At 76.4% G+C, this 23,067-nt stretch carries 22 protein-coding genes and 1 riboswitch; of the genes, 14 read left to right on the top strand and 8 right to left on the bottom strand.

Annotated features, from left to right (window positions below):
- The first annotated feature begins 24 nt into the window (after positions 1-24).
- Entirely contained in the window at positions 25-564 is a 540-nt protein-coding gene (locus tag ZF1_RS18690; protein WP_174525494.1) for a DUF5709 domain-containing protein, read from the top strand.
- Between the two features lie 77 nt (positions 565-641).
- Here ZF1_RS18690 and ZF1_RS18685 read toward each other — a convergent pair whose 3' ends face one another.
- Both ZF1_RS18685 and ZF1_RS18680 read right to left on the bottom strand, forming a co-directional pair.
- Positions 642-1,067, bottom strand: a complete 426-nt coding sequence (locus ZF1_RS18685; RefSeq protein ID WP_062396127.1) for an SsgA family sporulation/cell division regulator — start codon at positions 1,065-1,067, stop codon at positions 642-644.
- Between the two features lie 243 nt (positions 1,068-1,310).
- On the bottom strand, positions 1,311-1,967 hold the full coding sequence (locus ZF1_RS18680; RefSeq protein ID WP_482637923.1) for a hypothetical protein: 657 nt from the start codon (positions 1,965-1,967) through the stop codon (positions 1,311-1,313).
- 217 nt (positions 1,968-2,184) lie between these two features.
- Here ZF1_RS18680 and ZF1_RS18675 point away from each other — a divergent pair, with 217 nt between their 5' ends.
- Complete coding sequence (locus tag ZF1_RS18675) at positions 2,185-3,882, top strand: AMP-binding protein (protein ID WP_476652008.1); 1,698 nt, start codon at positions 2,185-2,187, stop codon at positions 3,880-3,882.
- 17 nt (positions 3,883-3,899) lie between these two features.
- On the opposite strand, the gene ZF1_RS18670 is transcribed toward ZF1_RS18675, so the two are convergent.
- On the bottom strand, positions 3,900-4,532 hold the full coding sequence (locus tag ZF1_RS18670; RefSeq protein WP_208826306.1) for a flavin reductase family protein: 633 nt from the start codon (positions 4,530-4,532) through the stop codon (positions 3,900-3,902).
- A gap of 59 nt (positions 4,533-4,591) precedes the next feature.
- Between ZF1_RS18670 and ZF1_RS18665 the strand changes: the two genes are divergently transcribed.
- A complete protein-coding gene (locus ZF1_RS18665) occupies positions 4,592-5,554 on the top strand; it encodes a cobalamin biosynthesis protein (protein ID WP_346103487.1) in 963 nt (320 codons plus the stop codon).
- Between the two features lie 443 nt (positions 5,555-5,997).
- Here the strand turns inward: ZF1_RS18665 and ZF1_RS18660 are convergent, their stop codons facing one another.
- The gene (locus tag ZF1_RS18660) at positions 5,998-6,891 is read right to left on the bottom strand and encodes an SURF1 family cytochrome oxidase biogenesis protein (RefSeq protein ID WP_482637922.1); all 894 of its coding nucleotides are present in this window, start codon (positions 6,889-6,891) and stop codon (positions 5,998-6,000) included.
- Positions 6,892-6,949: 58 nt separating this feature from the next.
- Between ZF1_RS18660 and ZF1_RS18655 the strand changes: the two genes are divergently transcribed.
- From ZF1_RS18655 to ZF1_RS18615, 9 genes are all read left to right on the top strand, one after another.
- Entirely contained in the window at positions 6,950-8,479 is a 1,530-nt protein-coding gene (locus ZF1_RS18655; RefSeq protein WP_482638724.1) for a cobyric acid synthase, read from the top strand.
- Entirely contained in the window at positions 8,476-10,707 is a 2,232-nt protein-coding gene (locus ZF1_RS18650) for a putative cobaltochelatase (RefSeq protein WP_482637921.1), read from the top strand. Before ZF1_RS18655 ends, ZF1_RS18650 begins: the two co-directional genes overlap by 4 nt.
- A 12-nt stretch (positions 10,708-10,719) precedes the next feature.
- Positions 10,720-11,334: a cob(I)yrinic acid a,c-diamide adenosyltransferase gene (cobO, locus tag ZF1_RS18645; RefSeq protein WP_251785163.1), complete on the top strand. Its 615-nt coding sequence runs from the start codon at positions 10,720-10,722 to the stop codon at positions 11,332-11,334.
- Positions 11,331-12,692 carry a cobyrinic acid a,c-diamide synthase CobB gene (locus ZF1_RS18640; protein ID WP_482637920.1) on the top strand — a complete coding sequence of 454 codons (1,362 nt, stop codon included), beginning with the start codon at positions 11,331-11,333 and terminating at the stop codon, positions 12,690-12,692. The genes cobO and ZF1_RS18640 overlap by 4 nt, the downstream gene beginning before the upstream one ends.
- Entirely contained in the window at positions 12,689-13,246 is a 558-nt protein-coding gene (locus ZF1_RS18635) for a cobalamin biosynthesis protein (protein ID WP_482637919.1), read from the top strand. The genes ZF1_RS18640 and ZF1_RS18635 overlap by 4 nt, the downstream gene beginning before the upstream one ends.
- Positions 13,243-14,463: a uroporphyrinogen-III C-methyltransferase gene (cobA, locus tag ZF1_RS18630; RefSeq protein WP_482637918.1), complete on the top strand. Its 1,221-nt coding sequence runs from the start codon at positions 13,243-13,245 to the stop codon at positions 14,461-14,463. The genes ZF1_RS18635 and cobA overlap by 4 nt, the downstream gene beginning before the upstream one ends.
- Before the next feature lie 52 nt (positions 14,464-14,515).
- Positions 14,516-15,022, top strand: a complete 507-nt coding sequence (locus ZF1_RS18625; protein WP_482637917.1) for a MarR family winged helix-turn-helix transcriptional regulator — start codon at positions 14,516-14,518, stop codon at positions 15,020-15,022.
- Positions 15,019-16,608 (top strand): chloride channel protein, encoded by a 1,590-nt coding sequence (locus ZF1_RS18620; RefSeq protein WP_482637916.1) that lies wholly within the window; start codon positions 15,019-15,021, stop codon positions 16,606-16,608. The genes ZF1_RS18625 and ZF1_RS18620 overlap by 4 nt, the downstream gene beginning before the upstream one ends.
- A riboswitch (cobalamin riboswitch) is annotated at positions 16,606-16,792 on the top strand. It overlaps the preceding gene by 3 nt.
- Before the next feature lie 35 nt (positions 16,793-16,827).
- The gene (locus ZF1_RS18615) at positions 16,828-17,196 is read left to right on the top strand and encodes a hypothetical protein (RefSeq protein ID WP_482637915.1); all 369 of its coding nucleotides are present in this window, start codon (positions 16,828-16,830) and stop codon (positions 17,194-17,196) included.
- Between the two features lie 19 nt (positions 17,197-17,215).
- On the opposite strand, the gene ZF1_RS18610 is transcribed toward ZF1_RS18615, so the two are convergent.
- From ZF1_RS18610 to ZF1_RS18600, 3 genes are all read right to left on the bottom strand, one after another.
- On the bottom strand, positions 17,216-18,676 hold the full coding sequence (locus tag ZF1_RS18610; RefSeq protein WP_482637914.1) for a DNA polymerase IV: 1,461 nt from the start codon (positions 18,674-18,676) through the stop codon (positions 17,216-17,218).
- A gap of 7 nt (positions 18,677-18,683) precedes the next feature.
- The gene (locus ZF1_RS18605) at positions 18,684-19,391 is read right to left on the bottom strand and encodes a 4'-phosphopantetheinyl transferase family protein (protein WP_482637913.1); all 708 of its coding nucleotides are present in this window, start codon (positions 19,389-19,391) and stop codon (positions 18,684-18,686) included.
- Positions 19,392-19,514: 123 nt separating this feature from the next.
- A complete protein-coding gene (locus ZF1_RS18600; protein WP_224402030.1) occupies positions 19,515-19,724 on the bottom strand; it encodes a hypothetical protein in 210 nt (69 codons plus the stop codon).
- 253 nt (positions 19,725-19,977) lie between these two features.
- Between ZF1_RS18600 and ZF1_RS18595 the strand changes: the two genes are divergently transcribed.
- Positions 19,978-21,108, top strand: coding sequence for an NAD(P)/FAD-dependent oxidoreductase (locus tag ZF1_RS18595; RefSeq protein ID WP_482637912.1), 1,131 nt, complete (start codon positions 19,978-19,980; stop codon positions 21,106-21,108).
- Positions 21,109-21,143: 35 nt separating this feature from the next.
- Complete coding sequence (locus tag ZF1_RS18590; RefSeq protein WP_482637911.1) at positions 21,144-22,352, top strand: cytochrome P450 family protein; 1,209 nt, start codon at positions 21,144-21,146, stop codon at positions 22,350-22,352.
- Between the two features lie 87 nt (positions 22,353-22,439).
- On the opposite strand, the gene ZF1_RS18585 is transcribed toward ZF1_RS18590, so the two are convergent.
- Positions 22,440-23,066 carry a 3-oxoacid CoA-transferase subunit B gene (locus tag ZF1_RS18585; RefSeq protein WP_178372860.1) on the bottom strand — a complete coding sequence of 209 codons (627 nt, stop codon included), beginning with the start codon at positions 23,064-23,066 and terminating at the stop codon, positions 22,440-22,442.
- Position 23,067 lies beyond the last annotated feature (1 nt).

The raw sequence follows: 23,067 nt of genomic DNA, 5'->3' as shown, positions 1-23,067 counted from the left end.
CCACACCGAGGAGACCCGCGACCGATGGCATCCGCTTCAGGTGACGAGAACGAGTTCCAGCCGGAGGCGCCGGACATGGCGTCGGCGATGCAGCTGGACACCGACGAGGCGCTGACCGGTCCGTCGGACACCGACCCGCTGGACTCCGGCTACGTCCCGCCGGACCGTCCCTACGGCGTCGAGGACAACGCGGTGACCGCGGCGGGGCAGGAGGAGGGCGAGTCGCACGAGGCGCGACTGGCCCGGGAGCTGCCCGACGAGCTGCCCGAGGGCGACCCGGGCCGCTCCGGCCGGTTGACCGCCGCCGCCGACTCCGCGGCGGGCGACCCGGCGGTCGACGGCGCCGGGACCGACGTGGGCATCGACGGCGGCGCGGCCAGTGCCGAGGAGGCCGCCGTGCACGACGTCGACGAGGGCATCGTGCCGGTGGTCGACGAGTCCCCGGTCGGGGATCCGGAGGTCAGCGACCAGCTCGCGCGCGACGCCGACCACGCCGACGAGGCGGCGGCCGACGCCGAGTGGGACGCCTCGACCGACCCCGAGTGGGCCGAGCAGAACAGCTGAGCGGCACCCGGCACACACGAGGGCCCCGGTACCGCGTCGTGCGGTCCGGGGCCCTCGTCGTGGGTGGGAGCGTGCGCTCAGGGGGTGGTGGGGCCCGCCGCGCTGCCGGTCAGCCGGGCGATGGCGCCGTCGAGGTCGAGGTGGTCGTGCTCCTCGCCGAGGTCGACGATCTCCAGCGTCGAGTCGACGAACTGGGCCAGCAGGTCGCGGTCGACCTCCAGGACGGCGGACCCGCCGTCGGAGCGGATCTCCAGCTCGACGACGTCGTAACCGTCGATGCGCCGGGGCGCCATCCGGATGTCACCGATGCCGGTGGGCGTGGTCAGGCCCTCGATCACGAGGTCGCGGGCGACGAGCCACTCGATCCAGCGGTCGGAGGACCGGCGCACCGAGAACGAGATCGCGAACGGGTCCGAGGCGCGGTACGCCCAGCGGCTCACGATCGGCGACGCCTGCCCGTGCAACACGGTGAAGACGTCCTGCTGGACCGACTCGCTGGCCATCGTGCTCCGCCTCTCCTGGACCCCCCGACCGCCGCGGTACCGCGACGGCCTCACACGGAACATCGTCGGAACGGGCCCGGACGCTGCACCCGGCGCCGGTTTTCACCCGTTCGCGCCAACTGTCATTCACCTCACGGTACCCAAGGCGCGCAAAGGGTGTAACGCGAGGCCGGGTTCCGGCGAGGGACGCCGTCCGGTACGAGACCCGGTGACGCTGGGTGCCGGTGCGGGCCGACCGTCCCGTCAGCCGCGGTCGACGCGGTCGACCACCCAGATCCCGCCGGTGCCGGAGCGGACCGGCTGGGTGAGCCGGATCGTCGAGCGCTGCGCCGACCGGCCGTCGGTGGCGGCGTACACGCCGTTGCCGAGGCGGGTGACGGTCGGGTTCCGGTAGCCGAGCTCGCTGCCGACGTAGGAGATCGTGACCTCCTCCGGGTCGAGCAGCCACGGGTCGCCGCCGGCGTCGGACTGCTGCTGCATCCGCTTCGCGGTCGCCGCGTCGCCCGCGGGCCACATCGGCGACGCCGCCGCGGCCGCCCCCGGGGCGCCGGTGCGGCCCGTCCCGGTGCCGCCGCCGTCGGTGCCGCCGCGCCCGGGTGCGGGCGCGGCCGTCGTGCGGGACGGGTCCGCGGTGCGGCTCGGCGCGGGGGTCGTCGTCGGCGTGGGCGTCGGGGTCGGAGTCGGGGTGGCGGTCGGCGCCGTCGTCGGGACCGGCGACGGGGTGCGCCACGCCGCGGGGAGCTCGCCGTTGCCGCAGCCGGCCAGCAGCAGCACGAGGACCAGCAGCGCCAGCCCCACGAGCACGCCGCGCAGCAGCAGCCGCGGCCCGTACCGGCCCACCCGCAGGCGGGACACCGACACGTCGGGGGTCGGCACCTTCGGCAGGTTCGGCACGGTCACGCGGGCACCTTACGATCACCGGCCCGCCCGGGCGGGCCGACCTCGCCGCCACCATCGCGTGATCGGCACCGCACGGTCGGTGCCCGGCCGGCGGCGGCCGTCGCGCACTGCCGGGGCGCCGGTGGAGTGACTAGGGTCGCGGTACGGCCGCACGGGCGGCCCCGCACGACGGGCCCGGGGCACGGGCCCCCCGCACGAGCCCACCGAGGTGCACCCCATGGCGACCGGCAGCCCGGCGACGGAGAAGTTCCTCGCCGCCCGCGACTTCCTGCTGACCCACCGCGAGGACTACGACACGGCCTACCGCGACTTCCGCTGGCCGGAGCTCGAGGAGTTCAACTTCGCGCTCGACCACTTCGACGTCGTCGCCGCCGATCCCGAGCGGGGCGCGCGGAAGGCGCTGTGGATCGTCGAACAGGACGGCTCGCAGGCGCACTGGACGTGGGCGGAGCTGTCCGAGCGGTCCAACCGGGTCGCGAACTGGCTGCGTGCGCAGGGCGTCGCCCGGGGCGACCGGATCATCCTGATGCTCGGCAACCAGCTGGAGCTGTGGGAGACACTGCTGGCGGCGATGAAGCTGGGCGCCGTCGTGATCCCCGCGACCACCCTGCTCACCCCGGCCGACCTGCAGGACCGGGTGGACCGCGGGCGGGCCGCGCACGTCGTCGTCGGGGCGGACGACGCCGGCAAGTTCGACGACGTCGGCGGCGACTACACCCGCATCGCCGTCCGCGGCGCCGTGGCGGGCTGGCGCGACTACACCGGCGAGGCCTACTCGGCCGCCGCCGAGTTCACCCCGGACGGCGCCACGAAGGCGTCGGACACGCTGCTGCTGTACTTCACCTCCGGCACCACGGCGAAGCCGAAGCTGGTGGAGCACACCCACACGTCCTACCCGGTCGGGCACCTGTCGACGATGTACTGGATCGGCCTCGAGCCCGGCGACGTGCACCTCAACATCTCCTCGCCCGGCTGGGCCAAGCACGCCTGGTCGAACGTGTTCGCGCCGTGGATCGCCGAGGCGACGGTCCTCGTCATGAACTACGCCCGGTTCGACGCCGAGTCCGTCCTGTCGGTCCTGGACTCCTGCGGCGTGACCAGCTTCTGCGCCCCGCCGACGGTGTGGCGGATGCTGATCCAGGCCGACCTGTCCGGGCTGGCGACGCCGCCGACCAAGGTCGTCGGGGCGGGGGAGCCGCTCAACCCCGAGGTCATCGAGCAGGTCGAGAAGGCGTGGGGCCTGCGCATCCGCGACGGGTTCGGCCAGACCGAGTCCTCGGTGCAGATCGGCAACCCGCCCGGGCAGCCGGTCAAGCCGGGCTCGATGGGCAGGCCGATCCCCGGGTTCGTCGTCGCACTGGTCGACCCGGCCACCGGGAAGGTCGCCGACGAGGGCGAGATCTGCCTGGACCTCGACCACCGCCCGACCGGGCTGATGGTGGGCTACGCCGACGACCCGGAGCGCAACGCCGAGGCCATGGCCGGCGGGTTCTACCACACCGGCGACGTCGGCTCCCGCGACGAGTCGGGCTACATCACCTACGTCGGCCGGGCCGACGACGTGTTCAAGGCCAGCGACTACCGGATCAGCCCGTTCGAGCTGGAGAGCGTGCTGATCGAGCACCCGGCGGTCGCCGAGGCCGCGGTCGTGCCGTCCCCGGACCCGGTCCGGCTCGCCGTGCCGAAGGCCTACGTGGTGCTCGCCAAGGGGCACGAGCCGACCGAGGAGACGGCGACGGCGATCCTGCGGTTCGCCTACGACAACCTCGCGCCCTACAAGCGGATCCGCAGGCTCGAGTTCTTCGAGCTGCCGAAGACGATCTCCGGCAAGATCCGCCGGGTCGAGCTGCGCGGCCGGGAGGGCGAGATCCACGCCGACCCGGCCGCGACGCCGCCCACCGAGTACACCCTGTAGACCCGGCGGGGGCCGGGTCACCCGTCGCCGAAGTGACCCGGCCACTGCTGGTAGGGGATGCGGGTGATCTCGAGGACCTCGCCCATCCGCGACCACTCGTTGCGGCCCAGGCGGGCCAGCGGGGCGAGCCGGTGGATGTCGGGCAGGGAGTTGCCGCGCTCGTCGGTGACGAACACGCTCTCCTCGATCGCGGCGTGCACGACCCGGCCGATGACGACGGTCGAGTTGCCGAGCTCGATGTTCGCGTGCAGCACGCACTCCAGGGCGACCGGTGACTCGGCGACCCGCGGCGGCGCCACGACCGACGACGCCTCGGCCGTCAGCCCGACCGAGGAGAACTCGCTGATCTCGGCGGGGAAGTCGGTGCCGGTCGCGTTGATCTTCTCGAACATCGGCTCGTTCGCCAGGCAGACGACGAACTCGCGGGTCTCCGACACGTTGCGCAGGGAGTCCTTCTTCCCGACCGACGTGAACTGGATCATGGGCGGGTCCACGCAGGACACCGTGAAGAACGAGTGCGGGGCGAGGTTGTCGACGCCGTCGGCCGAGCGGGTGGAGACCCAGGCGATGGGTCGGGGGACGACGACGCTGGTCAGGAGCTTGTAGAACGGGCCGCTGCCCATCTCGTCCGGCTTGAGGTCCGTGCGCATGCCCATGATCCTGCCCGGCCTGCCCGCACCCTGCGCGCGCGCCGCTCTAGGTTCGGCGCATGGGAACACGTGGCCGCGCGGCCGGACTGGCCGCCGGGATCGTCGCCGACGCACTGCTCGGCGACCCGCGCCGGGGCCACCCGGTCGCCGGCTTCGGCACGCTCGCCGCCCGGCTGGAGGGCCGGATGCACCGCGACGCCGTCGCACCCGGGGTGGCCTACACCGCGATCCTGGTCGGGTCCGTGGTCGCGGCGGGGGTGGTCGCCGAGGCGGCCGCGACGCGTGCGGGGGCCCGGGCCGAGCCCGTCGTGCGGGCCGGGCTGACCGCCGTCGCCACCTGGGCCGTGCTCGGCGGGACCTCGCTGGTGGGGGAGGGCGCCGCGCTGGCCGCGTCGCTCGACTCCGGTGACCTGGCCGCCGCCCGTGCCCGGATCCCGCACCTGTGCGCGCGCGACCCGGAGCTGCTCGACGCCGACGGCATGGCCCGCGCGGGGGCCGAGTCGCTGGCCGAGAACACCTCCGACGCCGTCGTCGGGCCGCTGGTGTGGGGTGCGGTCGCCGGCATCCCGGGGCTGCTGGGCTACCGCGCGGTGAACACCCTCGACGCGATGGTCGGCTACCGCTCCGCCCGGCACGCCCGCTTCGGGTGGGCCTCGGCCCGTCTCGACGACGTGGTCAACCTGGCCCCGGCCCGGGTCACCGCGGTGGTCACGGTGGCCGTCGCGCCGCTGGTGGGTGGCTCGCCCGCGTGCGCGCTGCGGGCCTGGCGCCGCGACGCCGCCGGGCACCCCAGCCCGAACGCCGGCCCGGTCGAGGCGAGCGCCGCCGGTGCGCTCGGGCTGCGTCTGGGCGGGCCGACGGTCTACGCCCACGGCACCGAGGACCGCCCGTCGCTCGGCGACGGGCACCCGCCCCGGGTGGCCGACCTGCACCGCGTCGCGCGGCTGTCCCGGCTGGTGGCCGGGGCGGCCGGGCTGCTCGCCGTCGCGACGGCGGCGGTGCTGGGGCGGCGGCGCGGCTGAGCCGGTCGCCCCGTACCTGCCCCCGTCGGCCCGGTCCCGGTGCCGGTTCCGACCGACGTGGCCGTATTCGTCGCCCCGGTCTCCATACCTACCCGGTCGGCGAGGGTGGATCGCCGGGAGTTCGCTTACCGGGTGAGCGAGTCGGGAGAGAAATCGTCCCGGAGGGTGGCGGCCCTGGGCGCCGCTGACCGAGCACGGCCGGCGGGAAACGACCGACGGGGCCACCCTGTCGGACGGGGTGAGTTCGCTTACCGGGTGAGCGAACTCGGCCGGGGCGAACAGGCGGAGGGGACCCGCGCCCTCGGTGAGCGGGTCCGGCGACGCAGTGCTCCGGCGCGGGGAGCGGAGCCCGGCGCAGCATCCGGGGAGCCCGGCACGGCACCCCGACACGGCACCGCACCCTGCAGGGCGGCGGCCCGCGACGGGTGTGGCGCGGTGCGGGATCAGCCCGAGCCCGGACCGGACCCGGCGGCGGCGTCGCGGGTGGTGCCGGGGGCGCTGTCGTCGGCACGGTCGGCGGCACGGTCGGCGGGGACGGGCTCGTCGCCGAAGCCGTCGCGGCCGGAGAGCTGGTCCCGCAGGCTGCCCGCCTTCTCGCGCTTCCCGCTGCGCTGCAGCAGTTCCAGCCGGATGAACAGCACCAGGGCGACCAGGGCGACGGCGCCGAAGGTCAGCCACTGCAGGGCGTAGGAGAAGTTGCTGAACGGCGCTCCGCCCCCGACCGGCGCGACCGGGATCGGGTCCAGCACGCCGGGCTGGCCGGCCTCCAGCACGACGACGCCCTCGACCGGGGTCAGGCCGGTGGCGGCGGCGACCGAGCGGGAGTCCGACACGTAGACCTGGCGGGTGCCGTTCTCGACCAGCGGGGGGCGGCCCTGCGGGTCGGTCTCGTCCAGGCGCAGCCTGCCCTCGACGGTCACCGGCCCGGCGGGCGCGGCGGCGTAGTCGGGCACGGCGCCCCGGTCCGCGGCCGGGACCGACCCCCGGTTCACCACGACGGTCCGGCCGTCGGTGAGCCGCAGCGGCGTCAGCACCTCGAAGGCGGGCGCGCCGTCGACGACCCGCAGGCGGACCAGGGTCTCCGCGGCACGGTCGAAGGTGCCGGCCAGGGTGACCCGGCGCCACTGGTCGTCGGCGCCGATCGCCGTACCGGGCGGGACGAGCGTGTCGAACCCGACGGCGGGCGTCGCGTCGGCGGTGGCGATGGCCCGGCTCTGCGCGGAGCGCTCGGACTCACGGTCGAACTGCCACGGCGCGAGCAGCGTGTAGCAGGCGACGGCGAAGGCCAGCACCGCGACGACGAACGCGATCCACCCGGGACGCAGCAGGAAACGCACGCGGCCCAGGGTAGCCGCGCCCGCGGGCGGTCCCGCCGGGGCGATACTTCCGGCCGTGGTGGTTCAGGGAGCGGTCCTCGTCGCGGGGACGACGTCGGACGCGGGCAAGAGCGCCGTCGTCGCCGGCATCTGCCGGTGGCTGCACCGGCGCGGCGTCTCGGTGGCGCCGTTCAAGGCGCAGAACATGAGCAACAACTCGGTCGTCACCCCGGACGGCGGCGAGATCGGCCGCGCGCAGGCGATGCAGGCCTTCGCCAGCGGCATCGCCCCCTCGGTCGACCTGAACCCGGTGCTGCTCAAGCCCGGCGGGGACCGGACCTCGCAGGTCGTCGTGCGCGGCCGCGCCGACGGCCAGGTGTCGGCGCTGTCCTACCGGCACCGCACCGCGGCGCTGTCCGACGTCGTCGCCGACTCCCTGGCCCGGCTGCGCGCCCGCCACGACGTCGTGGTCTGCGAAGGAGCTGGCTCGCCCGCGGAGATCAACCTGCGGGCCACCGACCTCGCCAACATGGGCTTCGCCCGGCGCAACGACCTGCCGGTGCTGGTCGTCGGCGACATCGACCGCGGCGGGGTGCTCGCGCACCTGTTCGGCACCCTCGCCGTGCTCGACCCGGCCGACCAGGCGCTGATCGCCGGTTTCGTGATCAACAAGTTCCGCGGGGACCCCCGCCTGCTCGACCCCGGCCTCGACCGGCTGCGCGAGCTCACCGGGCGGCCGACGCTCGGCGTGCTGCCCTTCGCCGAGGGCCTCTGGCTCGACGCCGAGGACTCGCTCTCGGCCGTCGCCGACGGGGTGCTCGGACGCCCGGCCCCGCCGCGCGGCGGGCAGTGGCTGCGGGTCGCCGTCGTCCGGTTCCCGCGGATCTCCAACGCCACCGACGCCGAGGCGCTGGCCTGCGAACCGGGCGTCGCCGTGCGGTACGTGACCGAGCCGTCGCGGATCGCCGACACCGACGTCGTCGTGCTGCCCGGGACCAAGGCGACCGTGTCGGACCTGGCCTGGCTGCGCGCGTCCGGGATGGCCGACGCGGTGCGCGCGCACGCCGCGGCCGGGCGCCCGGTGCTGGGGATCTGCGGCGGGTACCAGATGCTCGGGCACACGGTCTCCGACCCGGACGGCGCCGAGGCCGCTCCCGGTACGACCGTCGACGGGCTGGGGCTGCTGGACCTCGAGATCGCGTTCGACCCGGTCAAGCACCTCGCCACCCCCACCGCGACGGCGTGGGGCGAGACCGTCACCGGCTACGAGATCCACCACGGCCGTGTCGTGCGCTCCGGCGACCCCGGCCTGATCGGGGACGAGGGCAGCGACCGCGGCAACGTCCTGGGCACGCACTGGCACGGCCTCGCCGAGAACGACGGCTTCCGGCGGCTGCTGCTCACCCGCCTCGCCGACGAGGCAGGGCGGACCGGGTTCGTGGTGGCGCAGGACACGTCGTTCGCGGCCGAGCGCACCCGGCAGGTGGATCTGCTGGGCGACCTGGTCGAACACCACCTCGACACGTCGTCACTTGAACATGTGATCGGACACGGTGCGCCGCCGGACCTCCCGGTGCTGACCTCCGGTCTGGCAGCCTCACCCGCGTGAGCACGAGCACCGCCCCCGCCGCCGGACCTCCCCGTTTCCCGTTCTCCGCCGTCGTCGGCCACGACGACCTGCGGCTGGCGCTGCTGCTCAACGCCGTGCACCCGGGTGTCGGTGGTGTCCTGGTGCGCGGGGAGAAGGGCACCGCGAAGTCCACGGCGGTGCGCGCGCTGGCCGCGCTGCTGCCCTCGCACGAGGTCGTCGACGCCTGCCGGTTCGGCTGCGACCCCGCCGCGCCGGACCCGTCCTGCCCGGACGGGCCGCACCCGGCGGGCGCAGCGGGCGGTCCCCGCCCGGCCCGGCTGGTCGAGCTGCCCGTCGGCGCGACCGAGGACCGCCTGGTCGGCTCGCTCGACCTGGAGAAGGCGCTGTCCGAGGGCCGCCGCGCCTACCAGCCCGGCCTGCTCGCCGACGCCCACCGCGGGGTGCTCTACGTCGACGAGGTCAACCTCCTGCACGACCACCTCGTCGACCTGCTGCTCGACGCCGCCGCGATGGGCCGCGCGCACGTCGAGCGCGACGGCGTGTCCGTCTCGCACGCGGCCCGGTTCCTGCTGGTCGGCACGATGAACCCGGAGGAGGGCGAGCTGCGCCCGCAGCTGCTCGACCGGTTCGGGCTGACCGTGGAGGTGCGGGCCAGCCGCGACGTCGACACCCGGGTCGAGGTGACCCGGCGGCGGATGGCGTTCGAGGACGACCCGGCCGGGTTCGTCGCCCGCTTCGCCCCGGACGAGACCGCCACCGCGGCCCGGCTCCGCGCCGCGCAGGCCCACGTCGCCGCCGTCGCGGTGAGCGACCGGGAGCTGCGGCGGATCGCGTTCGTGTGCGCCCGGTTCGACGTCGACGGCATGCGCGCCGACCTGGTCATCACCCGGGCCGCGGCCGCGCACGCCGCCTGGGAGGGCCGCGACGCGGTCACCGCCGACGACGTGCGCGTCGCCGCCCGGCTCGCGCTGCCGCACCGCCGTCGTCGCGACCCGTTCGACGAGCCCGGCCTGGACCCGGCCGAGCTGGACCGCGCCCTCGCCGACGCCGAGGACCACCTGGGCCCCGAGGACGACCCGGACCCCGACGACGACCCGGACCCCGGCGGCCCCGGCCCCGACGACCCGGCCGGGCCGCAGGACGGTCCGGACGGCCCCGACGCCGGCGACGAGCCCGGCGACGCCGACCCGACCGGGGACACGCCCCCCGCCGGCGGCGACCCGCGCGGCGACGGCGGGACCGGCACCGGTGAGCGCGCCGAGGCTCCCGGCACCGACGGCACCGGCGGCACCGACGGCGGGGACGACGCCACCGACCCGGCGACGCCCGGCGACGACCGGGCCCCGGAGACCGCCGAGGCCCCGGCCGGTGGCGACGGCGGGGACGGCCGGGCCGTCGTCGTCGGGGACGCCGCGCGGCTGCACCGGGCGACGGTCCGGAAGTTCACCGTCCCCGGGCTGGGCGCGGGCGCGCCGGGCCGCCGCTCCCGGGCCCGCACCGACGCCGGTCGCGTCGTCCGTCCGTCCGGGGCCGGGACCACCCGTGCCGCGGACCTGCACCTGCCCGCGACCGTGCTCGCCGCCGCGCCGCACCAGGCCGGGCGCGGGCGCCGCGGGCCGGGCCTGCTGGTCCACCGCGACGACCTGCGCCGCGCCGAGCGGGAGGGCCGCGAGGGGAACCTGGTGCTGTTCGTCGTCGACGCGTCCGGCTCGATGGCCGCGCGCACGCGGATGACCGCCGTCTCGGGGGCCGTGCTGGGGCTGCTCCGCGACGCCTACCAGCGCCGGGACAAGGTCGGGCTGGTCACCTTCCGGGCCCGGTCCGCGGAGCTGGCGCTGCCGCCGACGTCGTCGGTGCCGACCGCCCAGCAGCGCCTGTCCCGGCTGCGCACCGGCGGGCGGACCCCGCTGGCCGGTGGCCTGCTCAAGGCCCGCGCCGTGCTCGACGCCGAGCGCCGCCGCGACCCGCGCCGCCGCCCGCTGGTCGTGCTGCTCACCGACGGGCGGGCCACCGTCGCCGCCCGCGACGGCGGGGACCCCGTCGCCGACTCCCGCCGCGCCGCCGGGCTGCTGGCCGCGGACGGGGTGCACACCGTCGTCGTCGACTGCGAGGCGGGCCACGTCCGCCTCGGGCTCGCCGCGCCGCTCGCCGCCGCCGCGGGCGGCGAGCTGGTGACCCTCGACGAGTTGACCGCCGACAGCGTGGGCGACCTGGTCCGGGAGACCCGGTCCGCCCGCGCCGCCTGAGAGGAGACCACCGTGCCGCAGGGACAGGTGTCCGTCACGCCCACCGACGGGCTCACCACCCGCCAGCGTCGCAACCGGCCGCTGCTGGTCGTGCACACCGGGGTGATGAAGGGGAAGTCGACCGCCGCGTTCGGGATGGCGCTGCGCGGCTGGAACCAGGGCTGGTCGATCGGGGTGTTCCAGTTCGTGAAGTCCGCGAAGTGGAAGGTCGGCGAGGAGGAGGCGTTCCGCGCCCTGGGCGAGGTCCACTCCCGGACCGGGCAGGGCGGGCCCGTCGAGTGGCACAAGATGGGCTCGGGCTGGTCCTGGTCGCGCAAGGCCGGCACCGAGACCGACCACGCCGCCGACGCCGCCGAGGGCTGGGCCGAGATCCGCCGCCGGATCGGGACCGAGGCGCACCGCGTCTACGTGCTCGACGAGTTCACCTACCCGCTCAAGTGGGGCTGGATCGACGTCGACGAGGTGGTCGACGTGCTCACGAACCGGCCCGGGCAGCAGCACGTCATCATCACCGGCCGCGACGCCCCGCAGGCCCTGGTCGACGCCGCCGACCTGGTCATGGAGACCACGAAGGTCAAGCACCCGATGGACGCCGGACAGAAGGGCCAGCGGGGGATCGAGTGGTGAGCACGGCCCGCGCGCTGGTCGTCGCGGCGCCGTCGTCGGGGAGCGGGAAGACCACGGTCGCGACCGGGCTGATGGCCGCGCTGTCGCGGCGCGGCACCCGGGTCGCACCGTTCAAGATCGGGCCGGACTACATCGATCCCGGCTACCACACCCTCGCCGCGGGCCGCCCGGGCCGGAACCTCGACGTCGTCCTGCAGGGCGCCGACCGGCTCGCCCCGCTGGCCCGGCACGGCGCGCGGGATGCCGACGTCGCCGTCGTCGAGGGGGTGATGGGCCTGTTCGACGGCCGCATCGCCGACGGCGCCGGGTCGACCGCCCAGGTCGCGGCGGCCCTGGGGGCGCCGGTGGTGCTGGTCGTCGACGTCCGGGGTCAGTCCCGGTCGCTGGCCGCGCTGCTGCACGGTTTCCGCAGCTTCGACGACTCCGTGCAGGTAGCCGGGGTGATCCTGAACCGGGTCGGGTCCGACCGGCACGCGCAGGTCTGCCGGGCCGCGGCCGAGGAGGTCGGGCTCCCGGTGCTGGGCGCGGTCCCGCGCCGCGCCGAGCTGGCGGTGCCCTCGCGGCACCTGGGCCTGGTCACCGCCGCCGAGCACGGCTCCGCCGCGACCGCCGCGGTGGACGCGATGGCCGAGCTCGTCGCCGAGCACGTGGACCTCGACGCCGTCCTCGCGCTCGCCCGCCCGCTGCCCGGCGGACCCGTCTGGGACCCGGCGGCCGAGCTCGGGACGGACCCGGTGCCGGGTCGTCCGGTGGTCGCGCTCGCGGGGGGCCCGGCCTTCGGGTTCGGCTACGCCGAGCACGCCGAGCTGCTCAGCGCGGCCGGTGCCGACGTGACGACCTTCGACCCGCTGCGCGACCCCGCGCTCCCGGCGGGCACGGCCGCGCTCGTGCTGCCCGGCGGCTTCCCCGAGGAGCACGTCGGCGCGCTCGGGGACAACGCGCCGCTGCGGGCGCAGGTCGCCGCGCTGGCCGCGTCCGGGGCGCCGGTGCACGCCGAGTGCGGCGGGCTGCTGTACCTGTGCCGCGACCTCGACGGGACGCCGATGTGCGGGGTCCTCGACGCGTCGGCGGGGATGACACCGCGGCTCACCCTCGGCTACCGCGACGCGGTCGCGGTGTCGGCGTCGCCGCTGTTCGCGGCGGGTGAGCGGGCCGGGGCGCACGAGTTCCACCGGTGCGCGGTCACCCCGAGGGCCGGGGCCGCCCCGGCCTGGGCGTGGCGCGGCGGCGAGCCGGAGGGCTACGTCGACGCCCGGGTGCACGCGTCGTTCCTGCACACCCACCCGGCCGGGGTGCCCGGCGCCGTCGCCCGGTTCGTCGCGGCGGCCCGCGCCGGCGCCCCGGCCGCGATCGCATGATCACCGGCCGGGGAGCGGAGCCCCCGCGGGCCGAGCGCTCCGCTCCACGGCCGGTGGTCACCGTCGGGGTGGGGCTGCGGGCGGGCACGTCCGAGGCCGCGGTGCGCGCGCTGCTGGACCGGGTGGCCGCCGCGCACGGGCTGGAGCTCGGGGACGCCGTCGTCGCCACCCTGCACCGGCGGGTGTCGGAACCGGGGCTGCGGGCGGCCGTCGCACCGCGGGAGCCGCACGGGTTCGCGGCCGCCGCGCTGGCCGCGGTCGCGGTGCCGAGGCCGGATGCCCGGGTGGCCGCGGCCGTCGGGACCCCGTCCGTCGCAGAGGCCGCCGCGCTGCTCGCCGCCGGCGACGGGGCCCACCTGGTCGTCGGTAAGACCGCTGGTCAGGGCGTCACCGTCGCCGTGGCCGCCCGATCGGCGGATGTGGGATTGCCCTCCGGGGTCTCCTCCGAAACATGCGGGCCCGGCTATCGTCCGGCGTCGCCGTCGAGCGGGGGGCCCGCGCAGGGAACCGCTGCCACCGCCGGGCGTCGGAGTCCGGGAGAGGAACGTCGTTGAACGCGCACCACGAGCAGTACCTGGTCGGGCTGGACCTGGCCGGCCGCCGGGCCGTCGTCGTCGGTGGGGGACAGGTCGCCCAGCGCCGTGTCGCCCGCCTGATCGCCGCGGGAGCGGTCGTCGAGGTCGTCTCGCCCGAGGTCACCCCGGCGGTCGAGGGCATGGCCTCGGCCGGGGAGATCACCTGGACGGCCCGCCGCTGGACCGACGGCGATCTCACCGGCGCCTGGTACGCGATCGCGGCCACCGACGAGGCCGCGACCAACGCCGCCGTCGTCGCCGAGGCCGAGCGGGACCGCGTGTTCTGCGTCCGCGCCGACGACGGCGACAAGGGCACCGCGGTCACCCCCGCCACCGGCGGCTACGACGGGCTCACCGTCGGCGTGCTGGCCCGGGGCGCGCACCGGCGGTCCGCGGCCGTGCGCACCGCGCTGGTCGAGGCGCTGGCCGCCGGTGTCGTCGACGAGTCGGCCGAGCCCCCGCGGGCGGGGGTCGCGCTGGTCGGTGGCGGCCCGGGCGACCCGGAGCTGATCACCGTGCGCGGCCGGCGGCTGCTGTCCCGCGCCGAGGTCGTCGTCGCCGACCGGCTCGGCCCGCGCGACATCCTCGACGAGCTGTCCCCCGAGGTCGAGGTCATCGACGCCTCGAAGATCCCCTACGGCCGCGCCATGGCCCAGGAGCGGATCAACGAGCTGCTCATCTCCCACGCCCGGGCCGGGAAGTTCGTGGTCCGCCTCAAGGGCGGTGACCCGTTCGTCTACGGCCGCGGGTTCGAGGAGGTCCAGGCGTGCGCCGCGGCCGGGGTGCCGGTGACCGTCGTCCCGGGCATCACCAGTGCCTTCGCCGCACCGGCCGTCGCCGGGACGCCGGTGAGCCACCGCGGGGTCGCGCACGAGATCGTCGTCGTGTCCGGGCACGTCGCGCCGGGTGACCCGCGCAGCCTCACCGACTGGACCGCGCTGGGCCGGATGACCGGCACCATCGTGCTGATGATGGCCGTGGAGCGGCTCGGGAAGTTCGCCGAGGCGCTGATCACCCACGGCCGCCCGGCCGACACCCCGGTGCTGATCGTGCAGGACGGCACCACCCGGATCGAGCGGTCGGTCCGCGCGACGCTGGAGACCGCCGAGCAGGTCGCGGCCGAGCAGGAGATCAGCCCGCCGGCGATCGTCGTGATCGGGCCCGTCGCGGGGCTGCAGGCGCCCGTCGGGGGGTGACCCCGGCAACCCGTTGCACACTGCAAGTTTGCAATGTGCAACGATCGCGGGCGTGACGGACGAGATCGATGACGTCGTCGACGCGGTGATGACCGCGAGCCGGGCGATGCTCTCCGTGGTGGCTCGGTCCCTGGCCGCGAGCGAGCACACCGGCGGTGACACGGCCGGCGACGTGACCCTGCCCCAGTACCGCGCGCTGGTCGTGCTGGCCCAGTACGGCACCCGGCGCCCGGCCGACCTGGCCAGGGCGCTGACCGTGTCGGCGTCGACGGCGACCCGGATGTGCGACCGGCTGGTGACCCGCGGCCTCGTCGCGCGCACCCGCACCGGCGACGACCGCCGCGAGGTCGCCGTCGCGCTCAGCCCGGCCGGGCGGGCGCTCGTCGACGAGGTCACCCGGCTGCGCCGCGCCGAGATGCACCGGCTGCTCGCGACGCTGCCCGCCGCCGAGCGCACCGCGGTCCGCGACGCGCTGCGCCGCTTCGCCGAGGCCGCGGGCGAGATCGGCGAGACCGACTGGGCCGTCGCGCCCGTGCCCGCCGAGGACGGTGCCCGGTGACCGCGGTCCGCGCGCTGCACCGCGCGCTCGTCGGCACCCGGCCGGGGCTCGTCGGCCTGGCGACGGTCATCGGGATCGGCGCCGGCATCGGGTCGGTGCTGTTCCACGAGCTGATCCTCGGTGTGACCTGGCTGGTCACCGGCCGGGAGGACTTCTCCGACGCCGGCCGGGTCGCCTCGCCGCACCTGCCCGGGCTGGGGGTCTGGTTCCTGCTCGTCGCCCCGGTGCTCGGCGGCCTGGTGTACGGCCCGCTGGTCCAGCGGTTCGCGCCGGAGGCCCGCGGGCACGGGGTGCCGGAGGTGATGCTCGCCGTCGCGCGCCGGGGCGGGCGGATCCCGGCCACCGTCGCCGCGGTGAAGGCGCTCGCGTCGGGGATCTGCATCGGCACCGGTGGCTCCGTCGGCCGGGAGGGCCCGATCGTGCAGATCGGCTCCGCGCTCGGCTCGGCCATCGGGCAGTGGCTGCGGGTGCCCGCCACCCGGCTGGTCCTGATGGTCGCCTGCGGCGCCGCGGGCGGGATCTCCGCGACGTTCGACGCCCCGATCTCCGGGGTGGTGTTCGGCCTGGAGCTGATCCTGCGGTCGTTCAGCGCCGAGGCGTTCGGCGTGCTGGTGATCAGCTCGGTGGTCGCGAACGTCGTCGCCGAGGTGATCGCCGGGGACCGCGCGATCCTGACCCTGCCGCACTTCGACCTGGGCAGCCCCGCCCAGCTGCCGCTCTACGCGCTGCTCGGGCTGCTCGCGGGGCTGCTGGGCTGGGCCTTCGCCCGCATCCTCTACGTCGTCGAGGACGCCTGCGACGCCGTCTGGCGCGGCCCGGAGTGGCTGCGCCCGGCCGTCGGCGGGCTGCTGCTCGGCGCGCTGCTGCTGGCGCTGCCCCAGATGTACGGCGTGGGCTACCCGGTGCTGGAGGCCGCGATCGGCGGCCGGTACGTCGTCGGGTTCGTGCTCCTGCTCGTCGTCGGGAAGATCCTCGCCTCCAGCCTCACGATCGGCATCGGCGGGTCCGGCGGCGTCTTCGCGCCGTCGCTGTTCGTCGGCGGCACCGCCGGGACCGCCTTCGGCTACGCCGCCGCGGCCCTGTTCCCGGCGCTCGACCTGCACCCCGGCGCGTTCGGCCTGGTCGGCATGGCGGCGGTGTTCGCGGGGGCCGCGCACGCCCCGATCACCGCGGTGCTCATCGTGTTCGAGCTCACCGGCGACTACGCCCTGATCCTGCCGCTGATGGCCGCCGTCGTCCTGGCCACCGGCCTGTCGAATCTGGTGTCGCGGGACAACATCTACACGCTCAAGCTGCTGCGACGCGGGATCGACCTCGCCGCCGACGCCCCGACCGACGAGGCGCTGCGCCGGGTCGTCGTCGCCCAGGTCATGCGGCCCGCCGACGGCACGACGCCCGACCCGGAGCTGCCCGCCCTGGACCCGGACGGCTCCGTGCACGACGTCCTCGGGGTGCTCGCCGCGCACCGGGGCGCCGCGCTGCCCGTGCGGGAGGGGCCGGACGGGCCGCTGCTCGGGACGCTGACCGAGCACGACCTGCTCGACCATCTGCGGGGAGTGGCCGGGCGGGGGACGGTTGACCGCTAACCCGGTCGCGTGATGGGCTCCGGCCGACGACGGAACAGGAAGCCGGTGCGAGTCCGGCGCGGTCCCGCCACTGTCACCGGGGAGTGCCCTCCCCACACCGGCGCCACCGCCCGCGAGGGTGGGAAGGCCGGGGAGGGCGTACCGATCCGGGAGCCAGGACACTGCCCGTCGTCGCGGATTCCCACTGATGAGGGCGCGGACCCTCGAGGAGGACATGCGATGAGCCACGACCTGGTGGTGCTCGGTACCGATCCGTCCGGCGACGCGTCCCGCACGGGGGCGCACGACCTGCTGGCCGAGGCCGGGACGGTCTTCGCCTTCCCGCAGGCCGAGTCGACCGCCCTGTTCTACGCCGAGGCGTGGCGGGTCGAGCCGGTCACACCGCGCGACGCCGTCGCCCGGATCGGGGCCTGGGCCGCCGCCGGGCCCGCCGATGCCGCGGTGCTGCTGGTCGGGGGCGACCCCGCGGGCGACGCCGCGCTCGGCGCCGTCCTCGACGGTCTGGCCCGCACCGCTCCCACGCTGCGCGTCCGGATCGCCGAGGGCAGCCGCGTCGCACCGCCGCACCGCAGCCCGCTGATCGGCTGAACCCACCCGGGGCCCGGGCTCAGCCCCGCCAGCTGCCCAGCGGGTCGGCCCGGGTGAGGTCCGGGTCGGCGGCGTCGAGCGTGCGGGTGCGGCCGGGGCCGGTGAGCGCGGTCTCGAACCGCACGGTGACCCGCCCGTGCCCGGCGCCCTGGACCCAGCCGTGGCCGTGCTCGGGGTGGGCGACGTCGTCGCCGGCGCGCCAGGGCCGGTCCGGGTCGGGTTCGCGGTCGGGCCGGTCCGGGCGGAGCGGGCCGGGCGCGTCGCCGGACTCCTCGATCGCGCCGGGCCCGGTGGCCGCGTCGTTCTCCGGAGCTGCGTCGAGCACGGTCACCCCCGCCGCGGCGGCCGGGCGGGTGGCCGCGGGCGGGGCGTCGGGGGCCGGGGCCGTCGTCCACCCGCTCTCCGACGGCACCGCGTCGAACAGCGCCAGTGGCGGCTCGTCGCCGAAGCCGGACACCGACACCCCCAGCAGCCGCACCCCGCCCTCGCCGACGGCGCCCTCGGCCAGCCGCCGGGCCACCGCGACCAGGGTCGCCAGGTCCCGGGTCCCGAAGGGGGTCGTCTCGGACCGGGTGTGGGTGGTGAAGTCCCCGGTCCGCGCCTTCACCGTGACGGTGCGGGCGGTCCGGCCGTCGGCGACCAGGCGCCGGTGCACGGCGACGCAGATCGACTCCACCGCGGTGTGCACCGCGCTCATCGCGGTCAGGTCGGCGTCGAACGTCGTCTCCGCGCTGATCTGCTTGGCCGCGCCGCGCGGGGCGACCGGACGGTCGTCGACACCGCGGGCCAGGCGGTGCAGCTCGGACCCGACGGCACCGCCCAGCACCCCGGCGACCTCGCGGGCGTCCATCGCGGCGAGCTGTCCGATCGTCTCGATCCCGATCTTCCGCAGCGCCTCGCCGGAGACCGGCCCGATGCCCCACAGCGACCGCACCGGGAGCGGGTCGAGCACGGCGGCCTGCTCGGCGTGGGCGATCACCCGCAACCCGTCCGGCTTGGCCAGCTCGGAGGCGATCTTCGCGACCTGCTTGCCCGACCCGGCACCCACCGAGGCGGGCAGCCCGGTGCGCTCGCGCACCGCGCCGCGCAGCCGGGTGCCCCACTCCCGCACCCGGTCCGGGGAGGCCCCCACGAGGTCGGGCGGCTCCACGAACGCCTCGTCGACCGACACCGGCTCGAGCACCGGGGAGAACTCGCCGAGGACGGCCATGACCTCCTCGGACAGCGCCTTGTACAGCGAGAACCGGGGCGGCAGGACGGTCGCGTGCGGGCAGCGCCGCCGCGCCTGCCCCATCGGCATCGCCGAGCGGGCCCCGAACACCCGCGCCTGGTAGCTCGCCCCCGCGACGACGCCGCGCGGTCCCGCGCCGCCGACCAGGACCGGCCGGTCGGCCAGGGTGGGCCGGGTCAGCTGCTCGACGGAGGCGAAGAACGCGTCCATGTCGAGATGCAGCACCCAGCGGTCGGCCGCCGCGGTCACCTCACCATCACCCGTGCATCGTGCCCCGGCGCACCGACAGGACCGCGTCGCCGTCGGCGACGGTGACGACCGGGGCCACCGGTCCCGCCCCGGCGACGGCGCCCGGGTGGTCGTCGAGGCCGGTGGCGACGTCGGCCACCCACCAGCTCCCGCCGGTGCCGGTCCAGTCCAGCACCCGGGCCGGGGCGTGCGGCGGGGACAGCGTGATCGCGTCCATCGGGCTCGACAGGCCCTCGCCGGTGGCCTTGAGCAGCGCCTCCTTGCGGGTCCAGGTGACCAGGAACCCGGTGCCGTCGGGCGTGCCCGCGGCGAGCTCGGCGGGGGAGAGGGCGTGCCGGACGAGGCCGTCGAGGCCGGACAGCGGGCGGTGCGCCTCGACGTCGACGCCGACCGGGCCGGTCCCGACCGCGACGCCGACCAGCGCGCCGGAGTGGGTCAGCGAGAAGCCGGGGTCGTCGCCGCGCCCGGCCAGGCGCGGCTTGCCGTGCGGCTCCCCGCAGCGACAGGTCCGGTCCAGGACGAGCGCGGCGGGGTCGGTGTCGAGCCGCTCGGCGAGCACGAGCCGGGCCAGGGCGTGCGCGGCGAGGTAGCGGGCGCGGTCCTCGTGCCTGCGCAGTGCGAGGAGCCGCTCGCGTTCATGGGCGTCCAGCAGCGCGACGAGGTCGGCGCGGTCGCCGGGATCGGCCGGGGCGGCCCACCAGACGGTGACGGTCACGGCGTCCAGCCTTCCACGTCGCCCCCGCGCCGGGCCGCACCGCCGGGAGTGATCACGGATCGGGCACGCGGAGGGTCGCCCGCCGACGTCCCCGGTGCCCGATCGGTGATCGTGCCCGTGCCCTCAGCCGCTGCGGCGGGCGGCGAAGTCCGTGCGGACGTGGGCCGGGCGGGCCTGCGGGGCCGGCCCCGCCGTGCGCGGTGCCGGCGGGCCGCCCGGGGCGCCGGACCGGCCGCGCCTCGCCGCGCGACGCTCGGCGCGGTTGGCGGGGGTGGGCGCCCCGGCGGGACCGGTGTCGGCGGTGGGGACAGGGGTGTGTCGGGTCGTGGGCATACGACCTCCTCGGAGCATCGGGTCGGACTCGGACCGGGTGCGGAGGGCCGGTGACGCGCGGGGACGCCGGAAGGGCCGCACGAGGGCGGCGACGGTTCCGGGCCCGGTGGACGTCACGGGCCAGCGGCGGAGCGCGGAGGTCGACTCCGCGGGCCACTCAGAGGAACCGGATGAGCATGGCGGCGACGCTACGACGACCGCCCGGGCCGGGGCCACCGGTTTTCCCCGGGGCCGCCGACCTATCGTCGCGGGCATGGAGACGGCGGACGTGCTGGTGGTCGGCGGCGGCATCGCCGGGGTGTCGGTCGCGTGGGAGCTGGCCGCGCACGCCCGCGTCGTGCTGACCGAGGCCGAGCAGGACCTGCCGGTCCACGCCACCGCCCGCTCGGCCGCCACCTACATCCCCGGTCACGGTTCCGGCCCGTTCCGCGCGCTGATCGACGCCTCCGGGCCGCGGTTCGCCGCGCTGCCCGAGCAGCTCGGCACGCCGCCGCTGCTGTCCCCGCGCCCGGTCCTGCACCTCGCCGACGACGAGCAGGCCGCCGACCGCCTCGCCACGACGCTGCGCGAGCAGCACGGCGAGCCCGGCGCCCCGGTCGCCCTGGACCCCGCGCAGGCGTGGCGCCGCGCGCCGGTGCTGCGCCGCGCCCCGCGTGCGGCCGCGTGGACCGCCGGTGCCTGCGACGTCGACACCGCGGCCCTGCACGACGGCTACCGGCGCGGGCTGCGCGCCCGCGGTGGCACCGTGCTGCGCGGCGCCCGGGTGGCCGCGCTGGACCGGGACGGCTCCGGCTGGAGCGCGACGACGACCGGCGGGCACCGGGTGCGGGCGGGAGTGGTCGTCGACGCGGCCGGGGCCTGGGCCGACGCGGTGGCGGCGCTGGCCGGCGTACCCGGCGCCGGGCTGACCCCGTACCGGCGCACGATCGCCGCCTGCCCGGTCGGCGACCCGTCGGTGCTCACCGTCGACGGTGCCGTCCTGCCGATGATCGCCGACGCGGCCGAGCGCTGGTACCTCAAGGCCGAGGCGGACGTCGTGCTGGTCTCCCCGGCCGACGAGACCCCGGCCGCGCCGGGCGACGCGCGGCCCGACGAGCTCGACGTCGCCCTCGCCCTGGACCGGGTGGGCTCGGCGACCACGCTCGGGCTGCGGTCGGTCCGGACCGCGTGGGCGGGGCTGCGGACCTTCGCCCCCGACCGCGCCCCGGTGCTGGGCGCGCGACCGGAGCACCCGGGGTTCTTCTTCGTCGCGGGGCAGGGCGGGTCGGGCATCGAGTCCGCCCCGGCACTCGCGGCGCTGGCCGCGTCGGTCGTCCTGGGCCACCCGGCCCCGGCCGACGTCGAGCTCGACCCGGCTGTGTGCTCGGTCACACGGCTGATGTAAGCGGACGCTTACCCATGGCTGGCACCATGGTCCCCATGGCGCTGACCACCACCGGCACCGAGACGCACGACCTGTTCTCGGGCGACTTCTGGACCGACCCGCACCCCGCCTACGCGGCCCTGCGCACCGAGGAGCCGGTGCGCGAGCTCGCGCTGCCGGACGGGAAGGCGTGGCTGATCAGCCGCTACGCCGACGTCCGTGCGGCGTTCGTCGACCCGCGGCTGAGCAAGGACTGGCGCTGGACGCTCCCCGCCGACCAGCGCGAGGGCCAGCCGGCCGCGCCGATCCCGATGATGATCCTGATGGACCCGCCGGACCACACCCGGCTGCGCAAGCTCGTCGGTCGCTCGTTCACCGTGCGGCGGATGAACGACCTGCAGCCCCGGGTCGAGGAGATCACCCAGGAGCTGCTCGACGCGCTGCCCGCCGAGGGCCCCGTCGACCTCATGCGCCAGTACGCGTTCCTCGTCCCGGTGCTGGTCATCTGCGAGCTGCTGGGGGTGCCCGCCGAGGACCGCGACATGTTCTCGGCGTGGTCGTCGGTGATGGTCGACGACTCCCCGCAGGAGGAGAAGTTCGCCGCGATGGGCAGCCTGAACGGCTACCTCGCCGAGCTGATCGAACGCAAGCGCACCGAGCCCGACGACGCCCTGCTGTCCGGCCTGCTCGCGGTCAGCGACGCCGACGGCGACCGCCTCTCGTCCGAGGAGCTCGTCGCGATGGCGACGCTGCTGCTCATCGCCGGGCACGAGACCACGGTCAACCTGATCGGCAACGGCGTGCTCGCCCTGCTGACCCACCCCGAGCAGCGCGCCCGGCTGCAGGCCGACCCGTCGCTGATCACCTCGGCGGTGGAGGAGTTCCTGCGCTTCGAGTCCCCGGTCTCCAACGCCCCGATGCGGTTCGCCAGCGAGGACGTCGAGTACTCCGGGGTGACCATCCCGGCCGGGTCGACCGTCATGCTCGGCCTCGCCGCGGCGAACCGGGACCCGGAGTGGCTGGAGGACCCGGAGCGGCTCGACATCACCCGGGACTCGTCGTCGGGGGTGTTCTTCGGCCACGGCATCCACTTCTGTCTGGGCGCCCAGCTCGCCCGCACCGAGGGGCGGGTGGCCATCGGCAAGCTCATCGCCCAGCGGCCGGACCTGGCGCTGGCCGTCGGCCCGTCCGAGCTCGTGTACCGCGAGTCGACGCTGGTCCGGGGCCTGTCCCGGCTGCCGGTCACGCCGGGCGAGCCCGCCTGAGGGTGCCGTCGTCGGGCGCGACCGAGGGGGGTGCGCCCGGCGGGCGGTGTCGGACCGGCGGGGCGGCCGTCGGCGCAGCGGGCGGTGTCAGCGCAGCGGGGCGCCGGTCTTCTCCCGCACCTCGTCGGCGCCGACTCCGGGCGCGGTCTCGACCAGCTCGAGCCCGTCCGGCGTCACGTCGATGACCGCCAGGTCGGTGACGATCTTCGTGACGCAGCCCAGGCCGGTGATCGGCAGCGAGCACCGCTCGACGATCTTGGGGGACCCGTCCTTGGAGACGTGGTCCATCATCACGATCACCGAGCGCGCGCCGTGGACGAGGTCCATCGCCCCGCCCATCCCCTTGATCATCTTGCCGGGGATCGCCCAGTTCGCGAGGTCGCCGTTCGCGGCGACCTCCATCCCGCCTAGGACGGCGACGTCGAGCTTCCCGGCCCGGATCTGGCCGAAGCTCTCCGCGGAGCCGAAGAAGGCGGCGCCGTCGGCGACGGTGACGGTCTCCTTGCCGGCGTTGATGAGGTCGGCGTCGACCTCCTCGTCGGTGGGGTAGGGGCCGACGCCGAGGATCCCGTTCTCCGAGTGCAGGACGACCGTCCGGCCCTCGGGGATGTGTCCGGGCACCAGGGTCGGCATGCCGATGCCGAGGTTGACGTACGCGCCGTCGGGCAGCTCGGCCGCGACCCGGGCGGCCATCTCGTCACGGTTGAGGGCCATG

Source organism: Pseudonocardia sp. ZF1 (assembly GCF_056835605.1).
Note: the sequence above shows the minus strand (reverse complement) of the source record. Positions and strands in the feature narration are given on the sequence as shown.